18 protein-coding genes are annotated in these 20,512 nt (G+C 64.6%); 12 read left to right on the forward strand and 6 right to left on the reverse strand.

Going from position 1 to position 20,512, the window contains the following annotated elements:
- Positions 1-19 precede the first annotated feature (19 nt).
- The 4 genes from BMW89_RS05550 to BMW89_RS05565 are packed head-to-tail and all read left to right on the forward strand — an operon-like array spanning position 20 to position 4,710.
- Positions 20-2,179: a thiamine pyrophosphate-dependent enzyme gene (locus tag BMW89_RS05550; RefSeq protein ID WP_092023596.1), complete on the forward strand. Its 2,160-nt coding sequence runs from the start codon at positions 20-22 to the stop codon at positions 2,177-2,179.
- Complete coding sequence (locus BMW89_RS05555) at positions 2,176-3,735, forward strand: indolepyruvate oxidoreductase subunit beta family protein (RefSeq protein ID WP_092023598.1); 1,560 nt, start codon at positions 2,176-2,178, stop codon at positions 3,733-3,735. Before BMW89_RS05550 ends, BMW89_RS05555 begins: the two co-directional genes overlap by 4 nt.
- The gene (locus BMW89_RS05560; protein ID WP_092023600.1) at positions 3,735-4,202 is read left to right on the forward strand and encodes a MarR family winged helix-turn-helix transcriptional regulator; all 468 of its coding nucleotides are present in this window, start codon (positions 3,735-3,737) and stop codon (positions 4,200-4,202) included. Before BMW89_RS05555 ends, BMW89_RS05560 begins: the two co-directional genes overlap by 1 nt.
- Positions 4,203-4,227: 25 nt before the next feature.
- Positions 4,228-4,710, forward strand: coding sequence for a MarR family winged helix-turn-helix transcriptional regulator (locus BMW89_RS05565; protein WP_092023602.1), 483 nt, complete (start codon positions 4,228-4,230; stop codon positions 4,708-4,710).
- On the opposite strand, the gene BMW89_RS05570 is transcribed toward BMW89_RS05565, so the two are convergent.
- The 6 genes from BMW89_RS05570 to BMW89_RS05595 form a co-directional block, all read right to left on the reverse strand.
- Positions 4,707-5,438 (reverse strand): SDR family NAD(P)-dependent oxidoreductase, encoded by a 732-nt coding sequence (locus BMW89_RS05570; RefSeq protein ID WP_092023604.1) that lies wholly within the window; start codon positions 5,436-5,438, stop codon positions 4,707-4,709. The two genes, BMW89_RS05565 and BMW89_RS05570, sit on opposite strands and share 4 nt — an antisense overlap.
- A 22-nt stretch (positions 5,439-5,460) precedes the next feature.
- Positions 5,461-7,077, reverse strand: a complete 1,617-nt coding sequence (locus BMW89_RS05575) for an ATP-dependent acyl-CoA ligase (RefSeq protein ID WP_092023606.1) — start codon at positions 7,075-7,077, stop codon at positions 5,461-5,463.
- 7 nt (positions 7,078-7,084) lie between these two features.
- Positions 7,085-7,561, reverse strand: a complete 477-nt coding sequence (locus BMW89_RS05580) for an aromatic-ring-hydroxylating dioxygenase subunit beta (protein ID WP_092023608.1) — start codon at positions 7,559-7,561, stop codon at positions 7,085-7,087.
- Entirely contained in the window at positions 7,558-8,898 is a 1,341-nt protein-coding gene (locus tag BMW89_RS05585; protein WP_092023610.1) for an aromatic ring-hydroxylating dioxygenase subunit alpha, read from the reverse strand. The genes BMW89_RS05580 and BMW89_RS05585 overlap by 4 nt, the downstream gene beginning before the upstream one ends.
- 18 nt (positions 8,899-8,916) lie before the next feature.
- Complete coding sequence (locus BMW89_RS05590; RefSeq protein WP_092023612.1) at positions 8,917-9,867, reverse strand: PDR/VanB family oxidoreductase; 951 nt, start codon at positions 9,865-9,867, stop codon at positions 8,917-8,919.
- Between the two features lie 153 nt (positions 9,868-10,020).
- Positions 10,021-10,782 carry a GntR family transcriptional regulator gene (locus BMW89_RS05595; RefSeq protein WP_092023614.1) on the reverse strand — a complete coding sequence of 254 codons (762 nt, stop codon included), beginning with the start codon at positions 10,780-10,782 and terminating at the stop codon, positions 10,021-10,023.
- Positions 10,783-10,863: 81 nt separating this feature from the next.
- On the opposite strand from BMW89_RS05595, the gene BMW89_RS05600 reads away from it, so the two are divergent.
- From BMW89_RS05600 to BMW89_RS05635, 8 genes are all read left to right on the forward strand, one after another.
- Positions 10,864-12,180 carry a M20 family metallopeptidase gene (locus BMW89_RS05600; protein ID WP_092023616.1) on the forward strand — a complete coding sequence of 439 codons (1,317 nt, stop codon included), beginning with the start codon at positions 10,864-10,866 and terminating at the stop codon, positions 12,178-12,180.
- 17 nt (positions 12,181-12,197) lie between these two features.
- Positions 12,198-13,745: an ABC transporter substrate-binding protein gene (locus BMW89_RS05605; RefSeq protein WP_092023619.1), complete on the forward strand. Its 1,548-nt coding sequence runs from the start codon at positions 12,198-12,200 to the stop codon at positions 13,743-13,745.
- A 15-nt stretch (positions 13,746-13,760) separates the two neighbouring features.
- Positions 13,761-14,708, forward strand: coding sequence for an ABC transporter permease (locus BMW89_RS05610; RefSeq protein ID WP_092023621.1), 948 nt, complete (start codon positions 13,761-13,763; stop codon positions 14,706-14,708).
- Positions 14,701-15,531 (forward strand): ABC transporter permease, encoded by an 831-nt coding sequence (locus tag BMW89_RS05615; RefSeq protein WP_092023623.1) that lies wholly within the window; start codon positions 14,701-14,703, stop codon positions 15,529-15,531. Before BMW89_RS05610 ends, BMW89_RS05615 begins: the two co-directional genes overlap by 8 nt.
- The gene (locus BMW89_RS05620) at positions 15,528-17,102 is read left to right on the forward strand and encodes an ATP-binding cassette domain-containing protein (RefSeq protein ID WP_092023625.1); all 1,575 of its coding nucleotides are present in this window, start codon (positions 15,528-15,530) and stop codon (positions 17,100-17,102) included. The genes BMW89_RS05615 and BMW89_RS05620 overlap by 4 nt, the downstream gene beginning before the upstream one ends.
- Positions 17,103-17,119: 17 nt before the next feature.
- Positions 17,120-18,334: a M20 family metallopeptidase gene (locus BMW89_RS05625; protein WP_092023627.1), complete on the forward strand. Its 1,215-nt coding sequence runs from the start codon at positions 17,120-17,122 to the stop codon at positions 18,332-18,334.
- A 44-nt stretch (positions 18,335-18,378) separates the two neighbouring features.
- Positions 18,379-19,500: a M24 family metallopeptidase gene (locus BMW89_RS05630; RefSeq protein ID WP_244547535.1), complete on the forward strand. Its 1,122-nt coding sequence runs from the start codon at positions 18,379-18,381 to the stop codon at positions 19,498-19,500.
- Between the two features lie 150 nt (positions 19,501-19,650).
- Positions 19,651-20,511, forward strand: coding sequence for an alpha/beta hydrolase (locus BMW89_RS05635; protein WP_092023631.1), 861 nt, complete (start codon positions 19,651-19,653; stop codon positions 20,509-20,511).
- Position 20,512 lies beyond the last annotated feature (1 nt).

The raw sequence follows: 20,512 nt of genomic DNA on the forward strand, positions 1-20,512 counted from the left end.
CATATTTCTGGAGGGTGCAATGGCTGAACGTTCCTTTGCTCGCGAGGTCGAGGATCTCCGGCTCGGCGATGGCGACATTTTCCGCGGCGAAGGCATCCTCGCCATCACCAAAGCGCTGCTGCAATCGGGTGTCGCCTATGTCGGGGGATATCAGGGCTCGCCGATCTCGCATCTGATGGACGTGCTTGCGGATGCCAAGGACGTGCTCGACGATCTCGGCGTCGTGTTCCAGAGTTCGGCCAACGAAGCCGCGGCCGCCGCCATGCTGTCGGCCTCGGTGATGTATCCGCTGCGCGGCGCGGTCGCCTGGAAGTCCACGGTCGGCACCAACGTCGCCTCCGATGCGCTCGCCAACCTCGCCTCGGGCGGCGTCACCGGCGGCACCATGATCATCGTCGGCGAGGACTATGGCGAGGGCTCCTCGATCATGCAGGAGCGGACTCACGCTTTTGCGATGAAATCGCAGATCTGGCTGCTCGACCCGCGCCCCGACCATGAATGCATCGTCAATTTGATCGAGAAGGGTTTTGAACTTTCCGAGTTCTCGAATACGCCCGTGATGCTCGAGGTCCGCGTGCGGGCCTGCCACATGCACGGCAGCTTCGCCTGCAAGGACAACGTCAAGCCCGCGCACACCATCAAGGAGGCGCTCAACAACCCCAAGCGTGACGTCAACCGCATCGTGCTGCCGCCGGCGGCCTACGAGCACGAGCAGGAGAAGATCAAGACCCGGATGCCCGCGGCGATCGGCTTCGTCCGCGACAACAGGCTGAACGAGTGGATGGGGCCGAAGCAGGGCAAGGTCGGCATCATCATGCAGGGCGGCATGTACAACAATGTGATCCGCGCGCTGCAATATCTCGGGCTGTCGGACGCCTATGGCGACACGCAAATCCCGCTCTACGTCATGAACGTCACCTACCCCGTGATCGACACGGAGGTTGCGGAGTTCTGCCTCGACAAGGAAGCCGTGCTGATCGTCGAGGAAGGCCAGCCGGAATATCTGGAGCAGGCGATCAACACCGTGCTGCGCCGGAGGGACATCCAGGCGCGAATCCATGGCAAGGACGTGCTGCCGATGGGCGGCGACTACACCGCGCAAATCCTGCTCGGCGGCGTCAGGGAATTTCTGGAGAAGACCGAGCCGCGGCTGCTCGGCAACCGGCCGCCGGCGCCGGATGCTGCGCCGGTGCTCAATCATCCCGCCATCGAAAAACTCAAGCAGGTCGTGCCGGCGCGCCCGCCCGGGCTCTGCACCGGCTGCCCGGAGCGGCCGATCTTCGCCGCGATGAAGCTCGTCGAGGAAGAGCTCGGCCAGCATCACGTCTCGGCCGACATCGGCTGCCATCTGTTTTCGATCCTGCCGCCGTTCAACATCGGCGCGACCACCATGGGTTTTGGCCTAGGCCCGGCATCGACTTCGGCCTTCAACGTCAAGGCCGACAAGCGCTCGATCGCAGTGATGGGCGACGGCGGCTTCTGGCACAACGGATTGACCAGCGGCATCGGCAATGCCGTTTTCAACAAGCATGACGGCGTCTTCGTCATCGTCGACAATTTCTACACCTCCGCGACCGGCGGTCAGGACATCCTGTCGTCGCGCGCGACCAACAAGCGGCGCAAGACCAACAACTCGATCACGCAGGCGGTGAAGGGCATCGGCGGCCAATGGGTGCGCCAGCTCGACCGCACCTATGACGTCGCCAAGATGCGCGACACGCTGAAGGAAGCGCTGACGACCAAGGAGGAAGGCCCCAAGGTCATCGTCGCCTCGTCCGAATGCATGCTGAACAAGCAGCGCCGCGTGAAGCCGCAGATCAACAAGGCGATCAAGGACGGCGTGCGCATCGTCAAGGAACGTTTCGGCGTCGACGAGGACGTGTGCACCGGCGACCATGCCTGCATCCGGCTATCCGGCTGCCCGTCGCTCTCCGTAAAGCAGCTCGACGATCCCCTGCGCGACGATCCGGTCGCGGCGATCGACAATTCCTGCGTCGGATGCGGCAATTGCGGCGAGGTCGCCGAAGCCGCGGTGCTCTGCCCCTCGTTCTATCGCGCCGACGTCATTCACAATCCGAGCCGATGGGACAAGTTCAGATCTGATGTCGCGATGTCCGTGATCGGCTGGCTGCAACGGCGGCGCGACCGAAGGCGGCCTGCGCTCGAGGCGCTGGCATGAGAGACGAGACGGTACGGCTGGCCCTGCCCGCCGCGGGCGATGCGACCGAACGACCGATCTCGATCGCGATCGTTGCGATGGGCGGCCAGGGCGGCGGCGTCCTCACCGACTGGATCGTGCAGCTCGCCGAGAACCACTGTTGGGCCGCGCAATCGACCTCGGTGCCCGGCGTCGCCCAGCGCACCGGCGCGACAATCTACTACATCGAGGCGATGCCGCTGCTCGACGGCCGGAGGCCAATCCTCTCGCTGATGCCGACGCCCGGCGATGTCGACGTGGTGATGGCCGCGGAGTTCATGGAAGCGGGACGGTCGATCTTGCGCGGCCTCGTGACGCCGGAGCGCACGACGCTGATCGCTTCCAATCACCGCTCGCTTGCGATCGGCGAGAAGATCGCGCCGGGCAACGGCATTGCCGACGACGGCGCCGTGACGGGTGCGATCGGCGTTGCCGCCAAGACCGAAATCATCTTCGACCTCAACGCGCTGGCGATCGCGCATGGCAGCGTCATCTCGGCGGCGATGTTCGGCGCGCTCGCCGCGGCCAACGTGCTGCCATTCAGCCGCGAGAGCTATCTCGACGTGATCCGCACTGGCGGCAAGGGCGCAAAAGCCAGCCTCGAGACCTTTGACGCCGCGTTCGACCGCGTCAAGACCGGGCCTGCGGAGGTTTCGGCACCCATCCTGCCGGCGCAGGCCAGCGCAACGCCCGCGCCGCTCGATCCGCGGCTCAGCAGGCTTGTCGCGCGGCTGACGCAGGAATTGCCCGAGCCCGCGCAGGCGATGACGCGTGCCGGCCTGAAGAAGGTGGTCGACTTTCAGGATGTCGCTTATGGCACTGAGTATCTCGACATCCTCGGCAAGCTGTCCACTGCTGACCGGAACGCCGGTGGCGCCGACAAGGGCCACACATTCACGCAGGCCGCCGCAAAGCACCTCGCCAACGCGATGAGCTATGACGACGTTATCCGCGTCGCCGATCTCAAGACCCGCAGCGCTCGTCGCACGCGGATCGAGAACGAGATGGAGCTGTCGCAAGACCAGGTCCTGCACACGACCGAGTTCATGCATCCGCGCATGGAAGAGGTCATGGGCATGCTGCCGGCGGGCTTCGGACGCTGGCTTGGCGCAAAACCCCGCCTGCTCGGCTGGCTCGATCGCCGCGTCAACAAGGGGCGTCGGGTGCGGACCTATTCGCTGCCGTGGTTCCTGGCGCTCTATGCGGTGGCAGGTCTGCGCGGCATGCGCCGCCGCTCGCTGCGCCATGCCGTCGAGACTGATCATCGGGACGCGTGGCTCGAGGCCGCGACCGAGGCCGTCGGCATCAATTACCAGCTCGGCGTCGAAATCCTGCAATGCCGCCGGCTGGTGAAGGGCTATTCCGATACCCACAGCCGCGGGCTGTCGAAATTCGACAAGACGCTGGCCGCGATCAAGCTGGTGGAGCGGCGCGACGATGCCGCCGACTGGGCCCGGCGGCTGCGGGAAGCCGCGCTGAAGGACGGCCCCGGCAAGGAGCTCGACGGCGTGATCCAGACCATCAAGAGTTTTGCGTGATGGCGGCAGCACTCAAAGAGAACATTGGTCCCGTCCCTGGGCAGATCGAAACCCGGCTCTGGCTTCAGCTGCTCTCCCTGCATGGCGAGATTTTTGCGGCGCTGAATGCGATGCTGGGCACCGAGTTCGGGCTGTCGCTGGCGAAGTTCGACGTGCTGGCCCAGCTCGATCGTTACCCGGACGGATTGGCGCTCGGGCAACTATCGCAGAACCTAAAAGTCTCCGGCGGCAACGTCTCCGGGCTGGTGCAGCGCCTTTTGGCCGACGATCTCATCAGCAAGGAAATGTCGAGCGAGGACCGGCGATCGTTCATCGTGCGCCTGACGCCCAAGGGTGAGCAGCTGTTCCGGAAGGCGGCCGAAATCCACAAGAAGCATCTCAGCAAACGGCTGGAGAATATTCCGGCCCGGGAGCTGGACACCGCATTATCGGTGCTGCGCTCCCTCTCCTCGAAAATTCGCTCCTGAAGCAGAAGTAAAGACGCAAAAGATAATGGCCAAAGATTCCAAGAGCAGGTGGAAATCAGGTCCGCCCCGGACAAGGGACCAGCTGCTAAGCTACATTCCGTACCTGTTCAACCGCCTCGCCAATCGCTGGAACCTCGACCAGAACCGCGATCTCACCGAGCACGGCATCAACAATGTTGTGTTTCGAACGCTGTCGGTGCTGTTCATCTACAAGAGCCTGACCGTCAACGAGATCTCCGTTCTCGCCGTCACCGAGCAATCGACCGCAAGCCGCATGGTCGAATCCATGGTGTCGTCGGGCCTCGTGATGCGCGAGATCGCGGAGGAGGACCAGCGGCGCCGGGTGGTGGCGCTGACGGCAGACGGCGAAGCGCTGCTGCGCAAGATTTGGCCGATCATGGCGACCAATTACGACCGGCTGATCGCGGGCATCGACCCCGACGAGATCGAAATCTGCGCCCGCGTGCTTGCGAAGATGGTCGAGAATATCAGGCAAAACCAGATCTAGCTCGGACCGAGCCCGACGAGGCTGGCGCCGCCGCAGACATAGAGCACCTGGCCGGTCACGAAATCGGAACGCTCGTCGAGGAAGAACTCGATCGCATGGGCGACATCCTCGCGCGAGCCGAGCCGGCCGACGGGCACGTTGCGCGCCATCCGCTCCTGCTGCTCCGAGCCTTTCGGAATGATGCCCCAGAAATTGTCCGTGAGGATAGGTCCGGGTGCGACGACGTTGACGGTGATGCCATCAGCGGCGAGCTCGAGCGCCCAGGTCCGCGCCATGCCGTGCACGCCGGCCTTGGTCGCCGAATAGGCCGAGCGTGTCGCAGCCCCCATCGCCGCGCGCGAGGACACGAACACGACGCGCCCGAACCGGCGCGCGCGCATCCCCTCCATCGCAGCCTGGGTCAGCAGCATCGGCGCGCCGAGATGCAGCTGTGCCAGCGTCAGGATGTCTTCGGGTTTTGCATCCTGCAGCAGGTTCGGCAGGATGATGCCGGCATTGTGCACGAGGCAATCGATCACGTGATCCCTGCAGATCGCTTGCGCGATCGCGCGCGTTTCCTCGATGGAGGTCAGGTCGGCGCAATAGGCGGCGAGCAGATCATGGGTCCAGCTGGGCTTCTCCAGCCCGACCGAGACGACGCGCTGGCCTTTCTCGACGAGCCGTTTTGCCAAGGCTTCACCGATTCCGGAGTTACCGCCGGTGACGAGTGTGGTGCGCGTCTCGCTCATGATCGATACCCTCAGACTTGTCTCAGACTTGCCGCCGCTTGAGGTCGCGCAGGTCAAAGAACGCACCCTCGCCCATCAGCTTCGCCACATAGTCCCTGAGACCGCCGCGCTGGATCTTCTCGGTCGCGGTCAGCGGCAGGCTGTCGACGAAGCAGATCCAGCCCGGCGCCTTGTAATAGGCCATCTGCTCCAGGCTCCAGCGCACGATGTCTTCGGCCATCGCGCGACCGGCGCCGGCCTGCTCGGCGATGATGACGGCCGCGACCTCATCGCCACGCACCTGATCGGGTGTTGCCGCAACAGCGGCCTGACGGATCGCGGGATGACGGTTCAGAACCGACTCGACCTCGACCGCGGCAATGTTCTCGCCGGAGCGGCGGATGACGTTCTTCTTGCGGTCGACGAAATGCAAATCGCCGTCCGCATCGCGCGACACGATGTCGCCGGTATGCAGCCAGCCGCCGCCCCAGGCCTCATCAGTGGCTTGCGGGTTCTTCAGGTATTCCCGGAAGAAGCCGTAGCGCGGATCTGCACCGGCCCGCCGCACCAGCAGCTCGCCCGGCATGTCCACCGGCGCATCATTGCCGCTCTCGTCGACGATACGGATCTCGATCTCCGCCGCCGGCCGGCCAAAACAGCTGGTGCCGATCTTGCGCGGCTCGAAATTGGCGGCGATCACGCCGCCGCTGCCGGTCTCCGTCATCGCCCAGGCTTCGATCAGGGGAAAGCCGAACCGCTGTTCGAATGGCGCGTGCAGCAGCTTGTCGACGCCGGCACCGAAGCCGAACCGCACGGTGTGGGCCTTGTCCTGCTGCGTTTCAGGCGCGCTCATCAGCATCGAGGGCATCACGCCGAGATAATGCAGGCAGGTGGCGCGGCTGTCGCGCACCGAAGCCCACCAGCTGCGCGGATGGAAGCGATCGAGCATGGTCAGGCAGCCGCCGACCGACAGCATCGCCATCAGCGACACCGCCATCGCGTTCATGTGGAACAGCGGCAGCGGCGTGATCATGCGCTCGCCCTCAGCCTTCAGCCCGCACAGGCCGCCGACGTCGCGATACCAGTTTCCGGAATGCAGGAAATAAATGTTGGTGAGCACGCAGCCCTTCGGCTGCCCTGTCGTCCCCGATGTGTAGAGCAGCGCGCATTCGGTCGCGCCATCGCCTGAGGCCGCAGCCAGCGCACCGCCGAAGGGTGGAGGAACCTCGTCCGTGTCGGTCACCACCGCAATGGCGCGGCCCGCCTGACGCGCCGCCGTCTCGACCTCGGCGCGCCGCTCCGCAAGCACGAAGGCCGCATTCATCTCGGAATGGGAAATGATGTATTCGAGTTCGCTCGTCCGCAAATCAGGATTGATCGGCACGACGGAGACGCCGAGCGCGTTCAGCGCGAACCACAGCTCGATGAACACGGGCCGGTTCTGGAGCAGAAGCCCGACCCGGTGGCCTTCGCCATAGCCCCGGCGCGCAAATGACGACCGCCAGTGCTCGACTCGCTCGAGCATGGCGCCATACGAGATCTCACCCGCCGCGATGCCGTAGATCCCGGCGGTTTCCGGCAGGACGTTGAGGAAACCCGCCTCACTGCTGTGGAGGACGGTTTCGCGAAAGCGTGCGTAAACGGTGGTCGCAGCGGTCAAGGTGATCTCACATAAAGAGCTGGATGTTGCCGAACGGCGCGTCGAAATTGACGAGATCGACGCGCTTGAGCTTGATCTTCAGGCCGTCGCCGATTTGAACGAGATCGTGCGAGGCCCATCCCGAAAAACGCTCCAGCAGGTCGCCACGCGTCTCGGTGTAAATGTAGGAGGTCCGCGCCTTGAACAATCCGGCCTCCGGATCGCACGCGACGATCTGCGGCGCCTGGAGCAGATGGTGGCAGCGGCTTTTCGGCTTCTGGCTGAAAGTCCGCTCGCCGGCGAGACGTTCGACCCGCACCTTCAACAGCAGCAAATCCTCGTACATCAGCGACGGCTGGAGCACTGGATCCTGCTGTTGCCATTCGAGCGGCATCCAGTAACGCCCTTCAGGATGAAACAGGTCGAGCCAGGCCTGCCACTGCATCGTATCGAGCAGATCGGCCTCGCGATAGATGAAGTCCGTGATGGTCTTCTCGGTAATCATTCGGCGGCCTCGACGTGGCTGTCCATGTCGATGGTCATGAACTTGGCCCAGGCATGAAACTGGTTCCGCATCTGCCGTTCGGAGGTGCCGTTGATGACCGCGGTGACGTCCGCCTGCTCACCGGCCTCATAGAGGCGCTGCAGATTGACCCATTGATTGCCGTTCGACTTCAGCCCCTCCTGGGCGCGCTCGTACATTTCGAGATCGTCGTGGCCGACGATCGAGGTCGGCGCGTTGATGAAGCGGTTGTACATCAACGCACGTTCATAGAGCTTGTCGGGCGCCCCGACCAGGCGATAGACCCAGCTCTCGACCAGCGTCTTGTCGACCGCGATCGGAATGAAATTACGCAGGATCGCGACGGCGCCTTTCACCATGATGTTGGGAAAATACACCGTGTTGTGCCTGACGTCGCCGAGGATTTCGTGCGCGCGCGTCTCGCCATAGGCTGCAACCATCTGGCCGAGATAGCCTTCGATGTCCGAATAATTCGAATGGATGGAGTTGGCGACACCGGTGTGGCCGTGGCCGTTCGGCCAGATCCGGATGCCGCTCTGCTCGTAGAACTCGTACGGGCTCATGAAGGGACCGTAGAGCTGCACCGCCATCGGCGTTTCCGTGGAGGCGCCCTGCTCGCGCTTCCAGACCTTGACCGCGGTGCCGGCCGAGCTCTCATGCGCCACCATCGGGTGGCAGGTGTCGGTCTGGTTCTCGACCAGCATCTTCCAATTGCAGGTGTGCATGTAGCGGATCGGCGCGGCGACGACCGCGAGCTTCCCCTCCGGCGAACGGTCGACCATGTTGTCGATGGTCGACAGGCTCTCCCCGAAATAGTCCGCGAAGGAAACGCCGTTGTCGTTCAGCTGCGCGAAGATGAAATCGCGGTAGACGACGACGTTCCTGATCTTCGACAACCCCTCATTGGCCTGCGCATCGCCGAACCCGGTGCCCTCGTAGCCCTTCCTCAGGGGAATCGCGAGCAGCGAGCCGTCGGTCTTGAACGACCAGGCATGATAAGGACAGCGGAAGAACTTTCCGGTATTGCCGCAGGGTTCGGACGCGATCTTCACGCCCTTGTGCGGGCAGCGATTGTAGAACACGTGGATCGCGCCATCGGTATGACGGCTCGCCAGCACCGGCTGCCGGCCGATATTGGCGGTGATGAAATCGCCGGGCTTCGATAGCTGGCTCGCGTGCCCGATATAGATCCAGCTGTTCGGGAACAGATGCTCCATCTCGAGCTCGAAGATTTCAGGATCGACATAGACGTCGCGATGCACCTCGGTGTCGCGCACCAGCGCCTCGACCGCAAAGGCATTGTTCCGGTATCTGTCCATGACGCCCCTTGCCTCTCGCTAGAGATCCAATACCAGTCGTTCCGATTTCGCCCGCGACACGCAGATCTGCATGACCGTGTTGGAGGCCTTCTCGTCGTCGCTGAGAATGACGTCGCGATGATCGGGAACGCCGGAGATCACGCCGCACTGACAGATGCCGCAATCGCCGCGCTGGCAGTCGTAGAGAACATCGAGGCCCGCGGCCTCCAGCGCCTGGATGATGGTCTGGCCGGCCGCGACGGTGACGACCTGCCCGCTCGACTTGAGCTCGACCTCGAACGGCGCGTCGGGCACGCCCGGCTGCTCTGCCTTGAAGAGCTCGTAATGAATGTGGTCCGGCGCAATGCCGCCGGCCAGCGCCGCTGCCTTGACCGCGTCGATCATGCCCGCTGGGCCGCAGACATAGATGTGGCAGCCGACCGACACATCGCCGAGCGCTGCCGCAATATCCAGGCGGGAGGCGTCGTCGTCATGATGGATGGAGAGGCTGTCCGCGCAGATCTCCTGCAATTGTGGCAGAAACGCCAGCATCCCGCGCGCGCGGCCCGCATAGTGCAGGCGATATGGGTTGCCGCAGACCTCCAGCTCAGCCGCCATCGACAGGATGGGCGTGACGCCGATGCCGCCTGCAAACAGCAGCGCGGATGACGCCTCCTTGTGCAGATGGAAATTGTTGACCGGCGCCGTGGCCCTCACGACATCGCCGATCTTCAGCGCGTGCATGAATTGCGAGCCTCCGGTCGAGGCCTGCTCGCGCAGCACCCCGAGCGCCAGAGCGCCATCCGGGAGCCCCGGCAAGGCCATCAGCGAATACGGCCGGTCGCCTCCGTTCGGGAGCGCCACGCGAACATGTGCGCCCGCCTGCCATTGCGGCGCGACACCGCCCTCCACGTCAAAGACAAGGCTCCGCACCAGCGGGGTTTCCGCGGACCACGACCTCACCTTGAGCTTGAGCGGATGCACGTCCATCCAGGCATCTCACGATTGTATGTATTTGCATATTTTTAGACATGTAATAATTGCATGTCAATCGCCGGATGAAGGCTGGTAGCGCGGGGTCGCGGCGAACGCCTGTGCCTTTTCCGCGGTGGGCCGGGAAACTGACCAGGAAGGTTCGAACCGTCAGCGGATCTCGTTCACATAGTGATGATGCGCGGTCGTCGCGCGGTGCTCGCTGAGCAGCGCCAATGCCCCGGCCTGATCGTAGGCTTCCTCGCGGATGACCAGCACGGCGCTCGGCGATCGCAGCCCAAGCAGACGTCGATCTTCCGCGTCCGCGAGCTCAGCCAGCAGCTTTTCGCGGATGGCGGCAATGCGGATGCCATAGGCATCGAGCAAATGAAGATAGAGCAGCGCCGGCACGCGCGCCGCGGACCGAGGGAAATCCGGGACGCGGCGCGCAACCAGGCTGATGTGCGAATGCATGACCGGCACACGGCCGACGCGCCTGATACGGTGGAGGCAGAGCAGCGGCTCTCCGGTGGCTTCCGAGAACAGCGCGGCCTCCTCGGAGCTTGCCGGCCGGATCGCCACGGCCAGGACTTCGGGCACGGAGCGCTGCAGGCTTCCGTTCTCTCCGTGCAGCCGGAAATACTGAAAGAAGAAGCGCAGGCTGTGCTGCGGCGCGCGGCCGGTCACGACCGTTCCGGTCTTGCGACGGCGCACCAGCATGCCATCGGCCGTCAAATCCGCCAGAGCGCGGCGGACGGTACCGACCGCAACTCCGTACCGCGCCGCCAGCGCAACCTCGCCCGGCAAGACAGTACCGGGGGATAATTCCCCAACCAGGATCGCCTCGGCGAGCTGCCGCTTGACGTGCTCGTACAGCGGAACCGGCAGGCTCGCGTGGCCGCTGGTCGCTGCCTTTGCCTGTTTGCCGGTCACGTGTGCCTCATTCTTTGGAATTGACAGCCGTCGGCGTCCATCGTCTATTTCTTTATAGAATATAGAAATGAACCACCGCAAATGATTTCGCCTCCATCAAGCCCCCGGCTGGCCGGGCCGACCCTGGCCGACGGCTTTGCCGAGATCGAACGGACCGCCGAAAGCGCGGTCGACGATCTCGCGCGGATGGTGGCGGTCGACACCAGCTTCCCGCCCGGCGCGGGATACGATGCATTTGCCGGATTGATGGAAGGCGTCGTCGCAACGCTCGGCCTGGAATGCCGGCGCGTCGCAGTGCCCGAGAACTTGTGGCGCGTCGACGGCGGCCCGGCGCACGGGGCGCGCACCAATCTCATCGCACGCCGCCGCTCCGGCAAGCCGGTGCTGGGATTGTATTTCCACGTCGATACCGTGCCGGCTTCACCGGGCTGGATCACCGATCCGCTGCGGTTGACGCGCGATCGCGACCAACTGATCGGCCTTGGCGCCGCCGACATGAAGGGCACCATCGCCGCCGTGCTGCTGGCATTGCGCGCCGCCGACATAACCGGCCTGCCGCTCGGTTACGATCCGATGCTGCTGCTTTGCACCGACGAGGAAGGCGGGCTCTATCCCGGCATACGCTATCTCGCCGAACAGGGCTTGCTGGAAGGGCACATCCTCAATTTCAACGGCGCGGCCGCGCCACGCATCTGGGCCGGCTGCTTCGGCCTGTTCACGCTTCTGGTGCGCGTTCATGGCAGGACAGTTCATGCGAGCGAGGCCGCAAGCGCAGGAGCCGGAGCCAATGCCATCGAGGCCGCGCTGCCGATCCTCAACGCGCTTGCGGCGTTGAAGCCGGAGATCGCAGGGCGCACCTCCGCCCTGCCAGCCCCGCCGGGCGCGACTCGTCCGCTGGCCGCACAGCTCGACATTTCCGCCGCGCATGGCGGCCAATGCGGCGGGCAGATTCCCTCGCAGTTCGAGATCCTCGTCTGCCGCCGCTATGCGCCGGAAGAGGACTTTTTCGGCGCGCGTCGCGAGATCGAGGACGTCATCCGCAAGGCCGCGCCGCACGCCGGGATTGAGATCGCCCTCACCGGTCATCTGATGCCGACGTCGGATCCAACCGGTCCGCACTGGCCGCGTTGGCAGGAAGCATTGTCGGCCGGGTTCGGCTACGCCCCCGAGGCATTCGCCAAATGGGGCGCGACGAGCTGCTCCGACTTCGGCTGGGTGCAAGCCACCGGCATGCAGGAGATCCTGTTGACCGGCCTTGGCCGGCCGGACAGCCGCATTCACGCCCCCGGCGAATTCACGACACGCTCCGACATCGTCGCACTGGCGAAGTCGGTCCTTGCTTATCTCTCTGCCGAATTCCGTTCCGATCTTTCGCCCGAAGCAACCGCCATTCGCTAACTCAGGAGCGTCTTCCGATGCTGTCCGTCACCCGCCGCCTCTTTCTTGCCGGAACTGCCATAAGCCTCGTCACCCTTCCCAGGATTGCCAGCGCCGAGCCCCCCAAGCGTGGCGGCGTGCTGCGGATGTCGCTGGACCAGGCGGCATCGGTGATTCATCCGATGCTGGCGCGGGTCAATCCCGAATATCTCGTCACCGAATTGCTCTACTCCAACCTGACCCGGCTGAAGCCGGACATGACCGTCGAACCGGACCTCGCGATCTCCTGGGAGCCGAACGCGACAAGCACGGAGTGGATCTTCAAGCTGCGCCCGGGCGTGACATTCCACGACGGCTCGCCGCTGACGTCGGAAGATGTCGTCGCCACCATCAATGCCATCCTCGATCCGAAGACCGCCTCCCCCGGCCGAACCAATGTCGGTCCGATCAAAGAGGTCGCAGCGATCGATCCCTTGACCGTCAAGTTCACGCTCTCGGGCGCCTATGCCGACCTGCCGGTGGCGCTTACCTATCTCAACGCGCGGATCGTTCCGGCGAAAATCATTGCATCCGACCTCGCGATCCTGTCGACGACGGCGAATGGCACCGGGCCGTTCAAGCTCGTGTCCTATGAGCCCGATCGGAAGATCGTCGTCGAACGCAACGCTGCCTATTACGACCCGGCACGGCCGTACCTCGACCGCGTGGAATTGCTCGTCTATCCCGATCGCACCGCCGAAGCCTCGGCGATGATGTCCGGCGAGATCGACCTGCTCCTGACGACGACGCCCGGCGAGTATGAGCGGCTTGTGAAGGCCAGCGGCGTCAAGGCGCTGCGCACGCCCTCCGGCCAGTTTCTCAATATCAACCTCGGATGCGACCAGAAGCCGTTCAACGATGTCAGGGTCCGCCAGGCCCTCGCCTTGGCGGTCGACCGCGAGGCCACCGTCGGTTTCGTCGCCGGCGGCTACGGAACGCCGGGCAACGACACGCCGCTGAACTCCGCCTATCATTTCTACAAGAACATCCCGATGAAGAAGCCCGATGTCGCCAAGGCGAAGCAGCTTCTGGCCGAGGCCGGTTATCCCAACGGGATCGACCTGACGCTGATCGCTTCCGACAGGCCGGCTACCCGCACCCAGCTCGGCGTCGCGGTTCGCGAAATGGCGGCAGCAGCGGGCTTCCGCATCAACGTGCAGACGATGCCGCACGCGACCTATCTCGACCAGGTCTGGAAGAAGGGCAATTTCTACGTCGGCTTCTACAACATGCAGCCAACCGCAGATGCGATCTTCAACCTGCTCTACACCTCGAATGCGACCTGGAACGAGACCCACTGGAACAATGCCGAGTTCGACACCATCATCAACGCGGCCCGCGTCGAGACCGACGAGGCCAAGCGCAACGCGCTCTATGCCAAGGCGCAGGAGTTGATGAACACGGAGGTCCCCTCGGTGATCTCGGCGTTCTTCGATCTTCTGGCCGCCCAGCGCGCCTATGTCGAAGGTTACACGCTGCATCCGCGCGGCTCGGTGTTCCGCCTCGACATGGTCTCGCTCGGCACCGGCGCGCCGAAGCGCGCCTGACGCCGGAGGTATCGGGTGTCACTTGCCTGGCTTGCGCGTCGCCTGCTGCTGATGGGCTACACTCTCATCGTGGTCTCGATGCTGGTGTTCGCCATCACGCAGATCCTGCCGGCCGACGCGGCCCAGTCGCTGCTCGGCGAGAACGCGACGCCGGAAATGCTGGCAGCGCTCAGGGCAAGACTCGGACTCGACGCTCCCGCCTGGCAGCAATATCTGCACTGGGCCGGCCGCGTTTTCAGCGGCGATTTCGGCATCTCGATGCGAACGAGCCAGCCCGTCGGCCCCGATATGCTGACGGCGCTGTCGCGTTCGCTGCTGCTCGCGGTGTCCTCCATCCTCGTCACGCTGCTCGTCGCCGTGCCGCTTGGCGTGGTGGCGGCGCTGCGGCACGGCAGGCTCACCGACGCGGGCGTGAGCCTGATCGCCTATCTCGGTGTCTCGCTGCCCGAATTCGTCACCGCAACGCTGCTTGCGCTTCTGCTGGCCGACACGCTGCACTGGCTGCCGGCAACAGGCTACGTCTCGCTGCTGGAGGACTTTGGCGACGGCATCCGTCATCTGGCGCTGCCGGTCCTGACCATCTCGATGATCCTCATCGCTCATGTGATGCGCATGATGCGCTCCGAGACACTCGACGTGCTGAAGTCGGACTACATCCGCGCGGCGCGGCTGAAAGGACTACCGGAACGCACCGTGCTGTTTCGCCACGCTCTGCGCAACGCCATGTTGCCGGTCGTCACGATCATCGCATTGGACGTCGGCTACCTGCTCGGCGGCATCATCGTGATCGAGGAGATTTTTGCCATTCCGGGCATCGGGCGTGCGCTGATGGTCGCCATCACCACGCGCGACCTGCCATCGATCCAGGCAGGCGCACTGATCATGGCTGCGACCTACGCGATTACCAACACGCTTGCCGACATGGCCTACGCGCTTCTCGACCGCCGGATCCGCTATGACTGAGCTGCTCATCCGCCTGATCCGAAGACCGCAGGGTCTTGTCGGTGTCGCGCTGCTGGCGCTCATCGCCATTGCCTGCCTGTTCGGACCGGCACTCGCGCCCTACGCGCCGGAGAAGATCGACTTTCTCGGCCGGTTTCGCGCGCCGGGCTGGCAGAACTGGCTGGGCGCGGATCAATTCGGCCGCGACATCCTGAGCCGCCTGATGGTCGGCGCACGTTCGACCGTGCCAATGGCGCTCATCGCGACCTTGGCCGGCAGCGCAGCCGGCGCGATCATCGGCGTCGGCTCGGCCTATCTCGGCGGCCGCACTGACGAGGCCATCATGCGCACCAACGACGCCGTGATGGCGATCCCGGGCCTTCTGATGGCCCTGTTGCTGGTCTCGACGCTCGGCAACGGCACCGGCAACGCTGTCGTCGCCATCGCGGTCGCCTTTGCGCCCGGCATGGCGCGCGTGACACGCTCGGTCGCGCTCAACATCCGCAACCAGGACTACGTCAAGGCGGCCATCGCGCGCGGCGAAAGCGCGCTGTGGATCATCTTCCGCGAGATGCTGCCCAACGTGATGGCGCCGATCGTGATCGAAACCACCATCCGCGTGTCCTTTGCCGTCATGCTGTTTGCAACGCTCAGCTTCCTCGGCGTCGGCGCGCAGCCGCCTGCGTCCGAATGGGGGCTCATGGTCGCCGATGCCCGGCAATATATGTATCAGGCGCCGTGGGGCCTGATCGCGCCATCCGCAGCGATCGCGCTCACCGCCATTGCCTTCAACCTCCTGGGCGACGGCCTTCGCGACGCTCTCAATCCGAAGGACGAGCGGTGACCCCGGCGCTTGCCATCAAGAACTATACGCTCGACTATTTGACGGCCGCGGGACCGGTGCGCGTGCTGCACGATATTTCGCTGGAGATCGCGCCCGGCGAGGTGCTGGGCCTGGTCGGGGAATCCGGCTCCGGCAAGAGCTCGCTCGCCTGGGCGCTGATGCGCCATTTGCCGGACAACGCCCGCGAAATCGCAGGCTCCCTGCATCTCGGCGACACCGACCTTCAGCGGCTGGGCCCGCGGGAGCTGACGAAAATCCGGGGTCGCCGGCTCGGCATGGTATTCCAGGATCCCTCGACCGCGCTCAACCCGACGCTCTCCATCGGGCGGCAGGTGACGGAGACGCTGATCCAGCATCGCGGCCTCAGCCAACGCGAAGCGAATGCACTGGCGATCGACCTGCTCGGCCATGTCGAGCTGCGCGACCCGGCCGCGATCATGCGGCGCTATCCGCACGAGATCTCCGGCGGCGAAAAGCAACGTGTCATCATTGCCACAGCATTCGGCTGCCGGCCGGACGTCATTCTGTTCGACGAGCCGACCACGGCGCTCGACGTGATCACCGGCGCCCGCATCCTAAAACTGTTTGCCCGGCTGCGCGAGGAGACCGGCGTTGCCGCGCTCTATATCTCTCACGATCTCGCGCTGGTGACGCGGGTCGCTGACCGGGTCGCGGTTCTGAAGCACGGCCGTCTGGTCGAGCAGGCGCCCGCGGCCGATATTTTCCGCGCGCCGCGTCATGCCGATACGCAAGCCCTGGTGCAGGCCGTGCCGCGGCCGGAACATCGCCTCGTTCACGACAAATCCGGCGATGACGTTCTTCTCGCGGCCTCGGACATCGAAGTTCATTACGGTCGCGCCAAACTCTTTGGCCATGCGCCGCCGCCGGCGACCAGGCGCGTCGGCCTGGACGTGCGGGCCGGAGAAATCCTCGGCCTCGTCGGCGAATCCGGCTCGGGCAAATCCTCGGTGGCGCGCGCGCTCACCGGTCTTGCCCGCTTTTCGGGGACGGTCCGCTTCGACAATCGCGTGATCACGGGCGCGCGCGACATGAACGCGGCCTACCGCCGCGACGTCCAGATCATCTTCCAGCATCCGGATGCCTCGCTCAATCCGCGCCACAAGGTCGGCGAAATCCTGTCGCGTCCGCTCAAACTCTATGGCGGCAACGCCGCCGAGATTCCCCGCCTTCTCGAGCAGGTTCGCCTGCCGGCGTCCTATGCCGGTCGCTGGCCTCACCAGCTCTCGGGCGGTGAGAAGCAGCGCGTCGCCATTGCACGGGCCTTTGCCGCACGGCCGAAGATCGTGATCTGCGACGAGATCACCGCGCCGCTCGACGTTTCCGTGCAGGCACAGATCATCGAACTGCTGCTGGCGCTGCGTGCCGCGACCGGGACCGCCTTTCTCTTCATCACCCACGATCTCAACCTCATCCGTCAAATCGCCCACCGCATCGCCGTGATGCGCGGAGGCGAGATGGTCGACCTGTTGGCGATCGAGGATTTCGATACCGACCATGTTCATCCCTACACAAGCGAACTGATGGCCGCCTCCCCCGTGCCCGTCGGCTGACGACAAGGATTTCTCCCATGGATCACAACGCACTTCTCGCCCGGATCGACGTGCCCGCGGCCCTCGACCTGCTGTCACGCATGGTGCAGCACAAGAGCTACTCCAAGTCGGACGGCGAGAAGCAGCTGGCTTCCTTCATGGCCGGCCGCATGCGCGAGATCGGCCTTGCGACCGAGCTCACGTCCTTCGGCAATGAGGGCCGGGTCAACGCCGTCGGCCGCTGGAAAGGGTCGGGTGGCGGCAAGAGCCTGCTGTTCAACGGCCATCTCGACACCAATCCGGTGACTGAGGGGTGGACCGTCGATCCCTGGGCCGGCAAGGTCGACGACGACTTCATTTATGGCATCGGTGTATCCAACATGAAGGCCGGCGACGCCGCCTATTTCTGCGCTGTGAAGACGCTGATCGATGCCGGCGTCAAACTGCGGGGCGACGTCATCCTCACTTACGTTGTCGGCGAGCTGCAAGGCGGCGTCGGCACCTACTCGCTGGTCGAGGAGGGGCTTCGCGCGGACTACTTCATCAATTCGGAGCCGACCGATCTGAAGGCGATGACCATGCACGCCGCCGCGTTCATGTTCATCATCGAGCTAACAGGCAATACCCGCCATCTGTCCAAGCGCGAAGAGGCGGTCGACGCGATCACCGCGGCCTGTGACCTGATCCCGCGCCTCAACGCGATGAAGTTCTCGGGCGCGCTGTCGCCGGAGCATGAACGGATCAATCGTGTCCATGTCGGCGTCGTCCACGGCGCGCTCGGGCGCGAACTGCACGAATGGCGTACGCCCCAGGTTGCGGACTTTTTGCGGATCAAGGGTTCGGGCCGCTATGCACCGGGGCAGACCGAGGCCGGCGCCATGGCCGACATGCGCCGCGAGCTCGATGCGCTCGAAGCGCGCTTTCCCGGCCTCAAGGCCGAAATCATGTCGGAGGACCGTTCCGGCGTGCCGACCATGCCGCCCTTCGAGGTGGCGCGCTCGAGCCCGATCGTCACGGCGGTCAATCGCGCCTATCGCGCGGTGCGCGGCGAGGACCAGCCGACGGGAGCCGTTGCACCGAGCTGCTTCTACGGCACCGACGCCGGTCATCTGCATTATTTCGGCAAGATGGAAGGCATCGTCTGCGGCCCCGGCGGCCGCTACAACACCATGCCCGACGAACGCGTCGATATCGTCGATTTCACCGACATGATCCGCATCTATATGCTCGCCATCCTGGAGATTTGCGGCTGACCGCGCTCGAAATCGCGCATCTGATCCCACCAAGGCGAATGACGATGTTGTTTCCGATCGACGAATATGACGCACGCGTCAAGCGCGTCCGCGAGCACATGGCCGCGCGAGATCTCGATGTCCTGATCATCGACCAGAGCGAATTCCTCGCCTATCTCACCGGCTTCCTGATCTCGGAGAACATGTACCGGGCCTGCCTGCTGCCGCGCGACGGCGAGCCGGTCATGATCCTTCGCGCTGTCGACCTTGGCCCGTTCAACGAGAGCTCGTGGCTGACGCGCTCCGTCGCCTTCGCCGATTGGGAAGACCCGATCAAGGTCCTAGCCGACACCATCGGCAGCCTCGGCTGCGCAAATGGCCGCGTCGGGCTCGACGAAGATTCCTATTGCATGCCGCTGTCCCGCTTCAAGCATCTCGTGGCGCAACTGCCGGACGCGCGCTTTGTCGATTTCTCCGGCGTGATGGCCCAGCTCCGCGCCAGGAAGAGCGCGCGGGAGATTGCCGTGCTCCGGCGCGCTGCCGGGATCGGCGACCTCGGCATCGATGCCGCTCTGAAAGCATCCGGTGAAGGCCGGTCGGCCCGCGACGCGGCGGCAGCCGTCTACCAGGTGTTCATGCAGGAAGGCGCGGACGCGGCGCGCGCGGGCATCGTGACTGCCGGAATCGGCAACGCCTTTCTGCACGGCGGACTGACCAGCGAGCCGCTTGCCAAGGGCGACATTCTGCATATGGAGCTGTTACCCTATATCGACGGTTACAGCGCACGCCTGATGCGATCGGCCGTGATCGGTGAGATCGACCCGCGCCGGTCGCAACTCGCCCGCCGCCTGATCGAGATCCAGGACCGGCAATTCGCGGCGATGAAACCTGGCGCCAGCGCCGCCGATGTCGACGCACTGGCGAGAGGTGCCATGCTCGCCGACGGCCTGCGGCCCGACTATCCCAACATCACCGGCTATTCGCTCGGCTGCTATCCGGCCCACACGCCGCGCACCAGCGACTTCTCGCGCGTCTTCCTGCCCACGGCAGACTGGATGCTCGAGGAAGGCATGGTGTTCCACATGTACATTTCTGCCGACGGCCTCGCGCTCAGCGAGACTGTGCTGGTAACGGCAACCGGCCACGAATGCCTGACGCGCGCGCCGCGGCGGGTTTTCCAGATCTAGGTCGATTTGCGGAACGAGCGCGTCGCGCAGAGCGACCCGCGAACGACGCATTGCTCGCCTGAGCACGAGCGATATTCAATTCGAACGGGATTCGTGGCAGACAGGGGGATCGGCACCGATCATCGCCACGACGGGCCGCGCGGAGATTCCATGGCAGACGACACAAGCTCGATACATCGGCCTCTCGACCCCCGCAGCACATGGGCGGAACTCTCCCTGGCGGAACGCAGCGCTGCCTATGACAACAATGGGGCCGTCAAGAACAGCGCAGCCCTGATCGCCGAGCGCAATGAAGCTTCCAGCCGGCTGCGGGCCACGCTGAAATCCCATCTCGACCTCGCTTACGGCGAGCGCGCCAACAACAAGATCGACCTCTATCCGGCTGCCAAGCCCGATGCGCCTTGCCTGGTGTTTGTGCATGGCGGCTATTGGCAGCGTAATTCCCGCGAACTGTTTGCCATGCTCGTCGAAGGCGTCGCTGCGCATGGCTGGTCGGTTGCCATCCCCGGCTATTCGCTGGCGCCCGAGGTGTCCCTCACCGACATCGCCACCGAAATGCCCCGCGCGCTCGATTGGCTCGCCGCGCACGGTGCATCCTACGGCGTTGCCGGCCCGATCATCCTTTCGGGCTGGTCCGCCGGCGCCCATCTCGTTGCGATGGCACTGGACCATCCCCGCGTCCATGCCGGGCTCGCGCTATCGGGCGTCTACGATCTCGCGCCGATCCGCGATACCGGGCTCAATAACGCGCTGAAGCTGACGGATGAGGAGATCGCTGAGCTTTCGCCGCTACGCCTGCCCGTGACGCAGAAGCGGCTCGACATCGCCTATGGCAGCAACGAGCTGCCGGCCCTCGTCTGCGATTCCATCGCTCTCCACGACAAGCGCGCGGCCGCGAACGCGCCCGGCAAGCTGATCCCGGTCGAAGGCGCCGACCATTTCACCATTCTCGAGGCGTTGCGGCGCCCCGACGGCATTCTGGTCGACGCCGTCAGGCGGTTGCTGGACTGAT

The organism is Bradyrhizobium sp. OK095, assembly GCF_900109945.1.
Classification (GTDB): domain Bacteria; phylum Pseudomonadota; class Alphaproteobacteria; order Rhizobiales; family Xanthobacteraceae; genus Bradyrhizobium.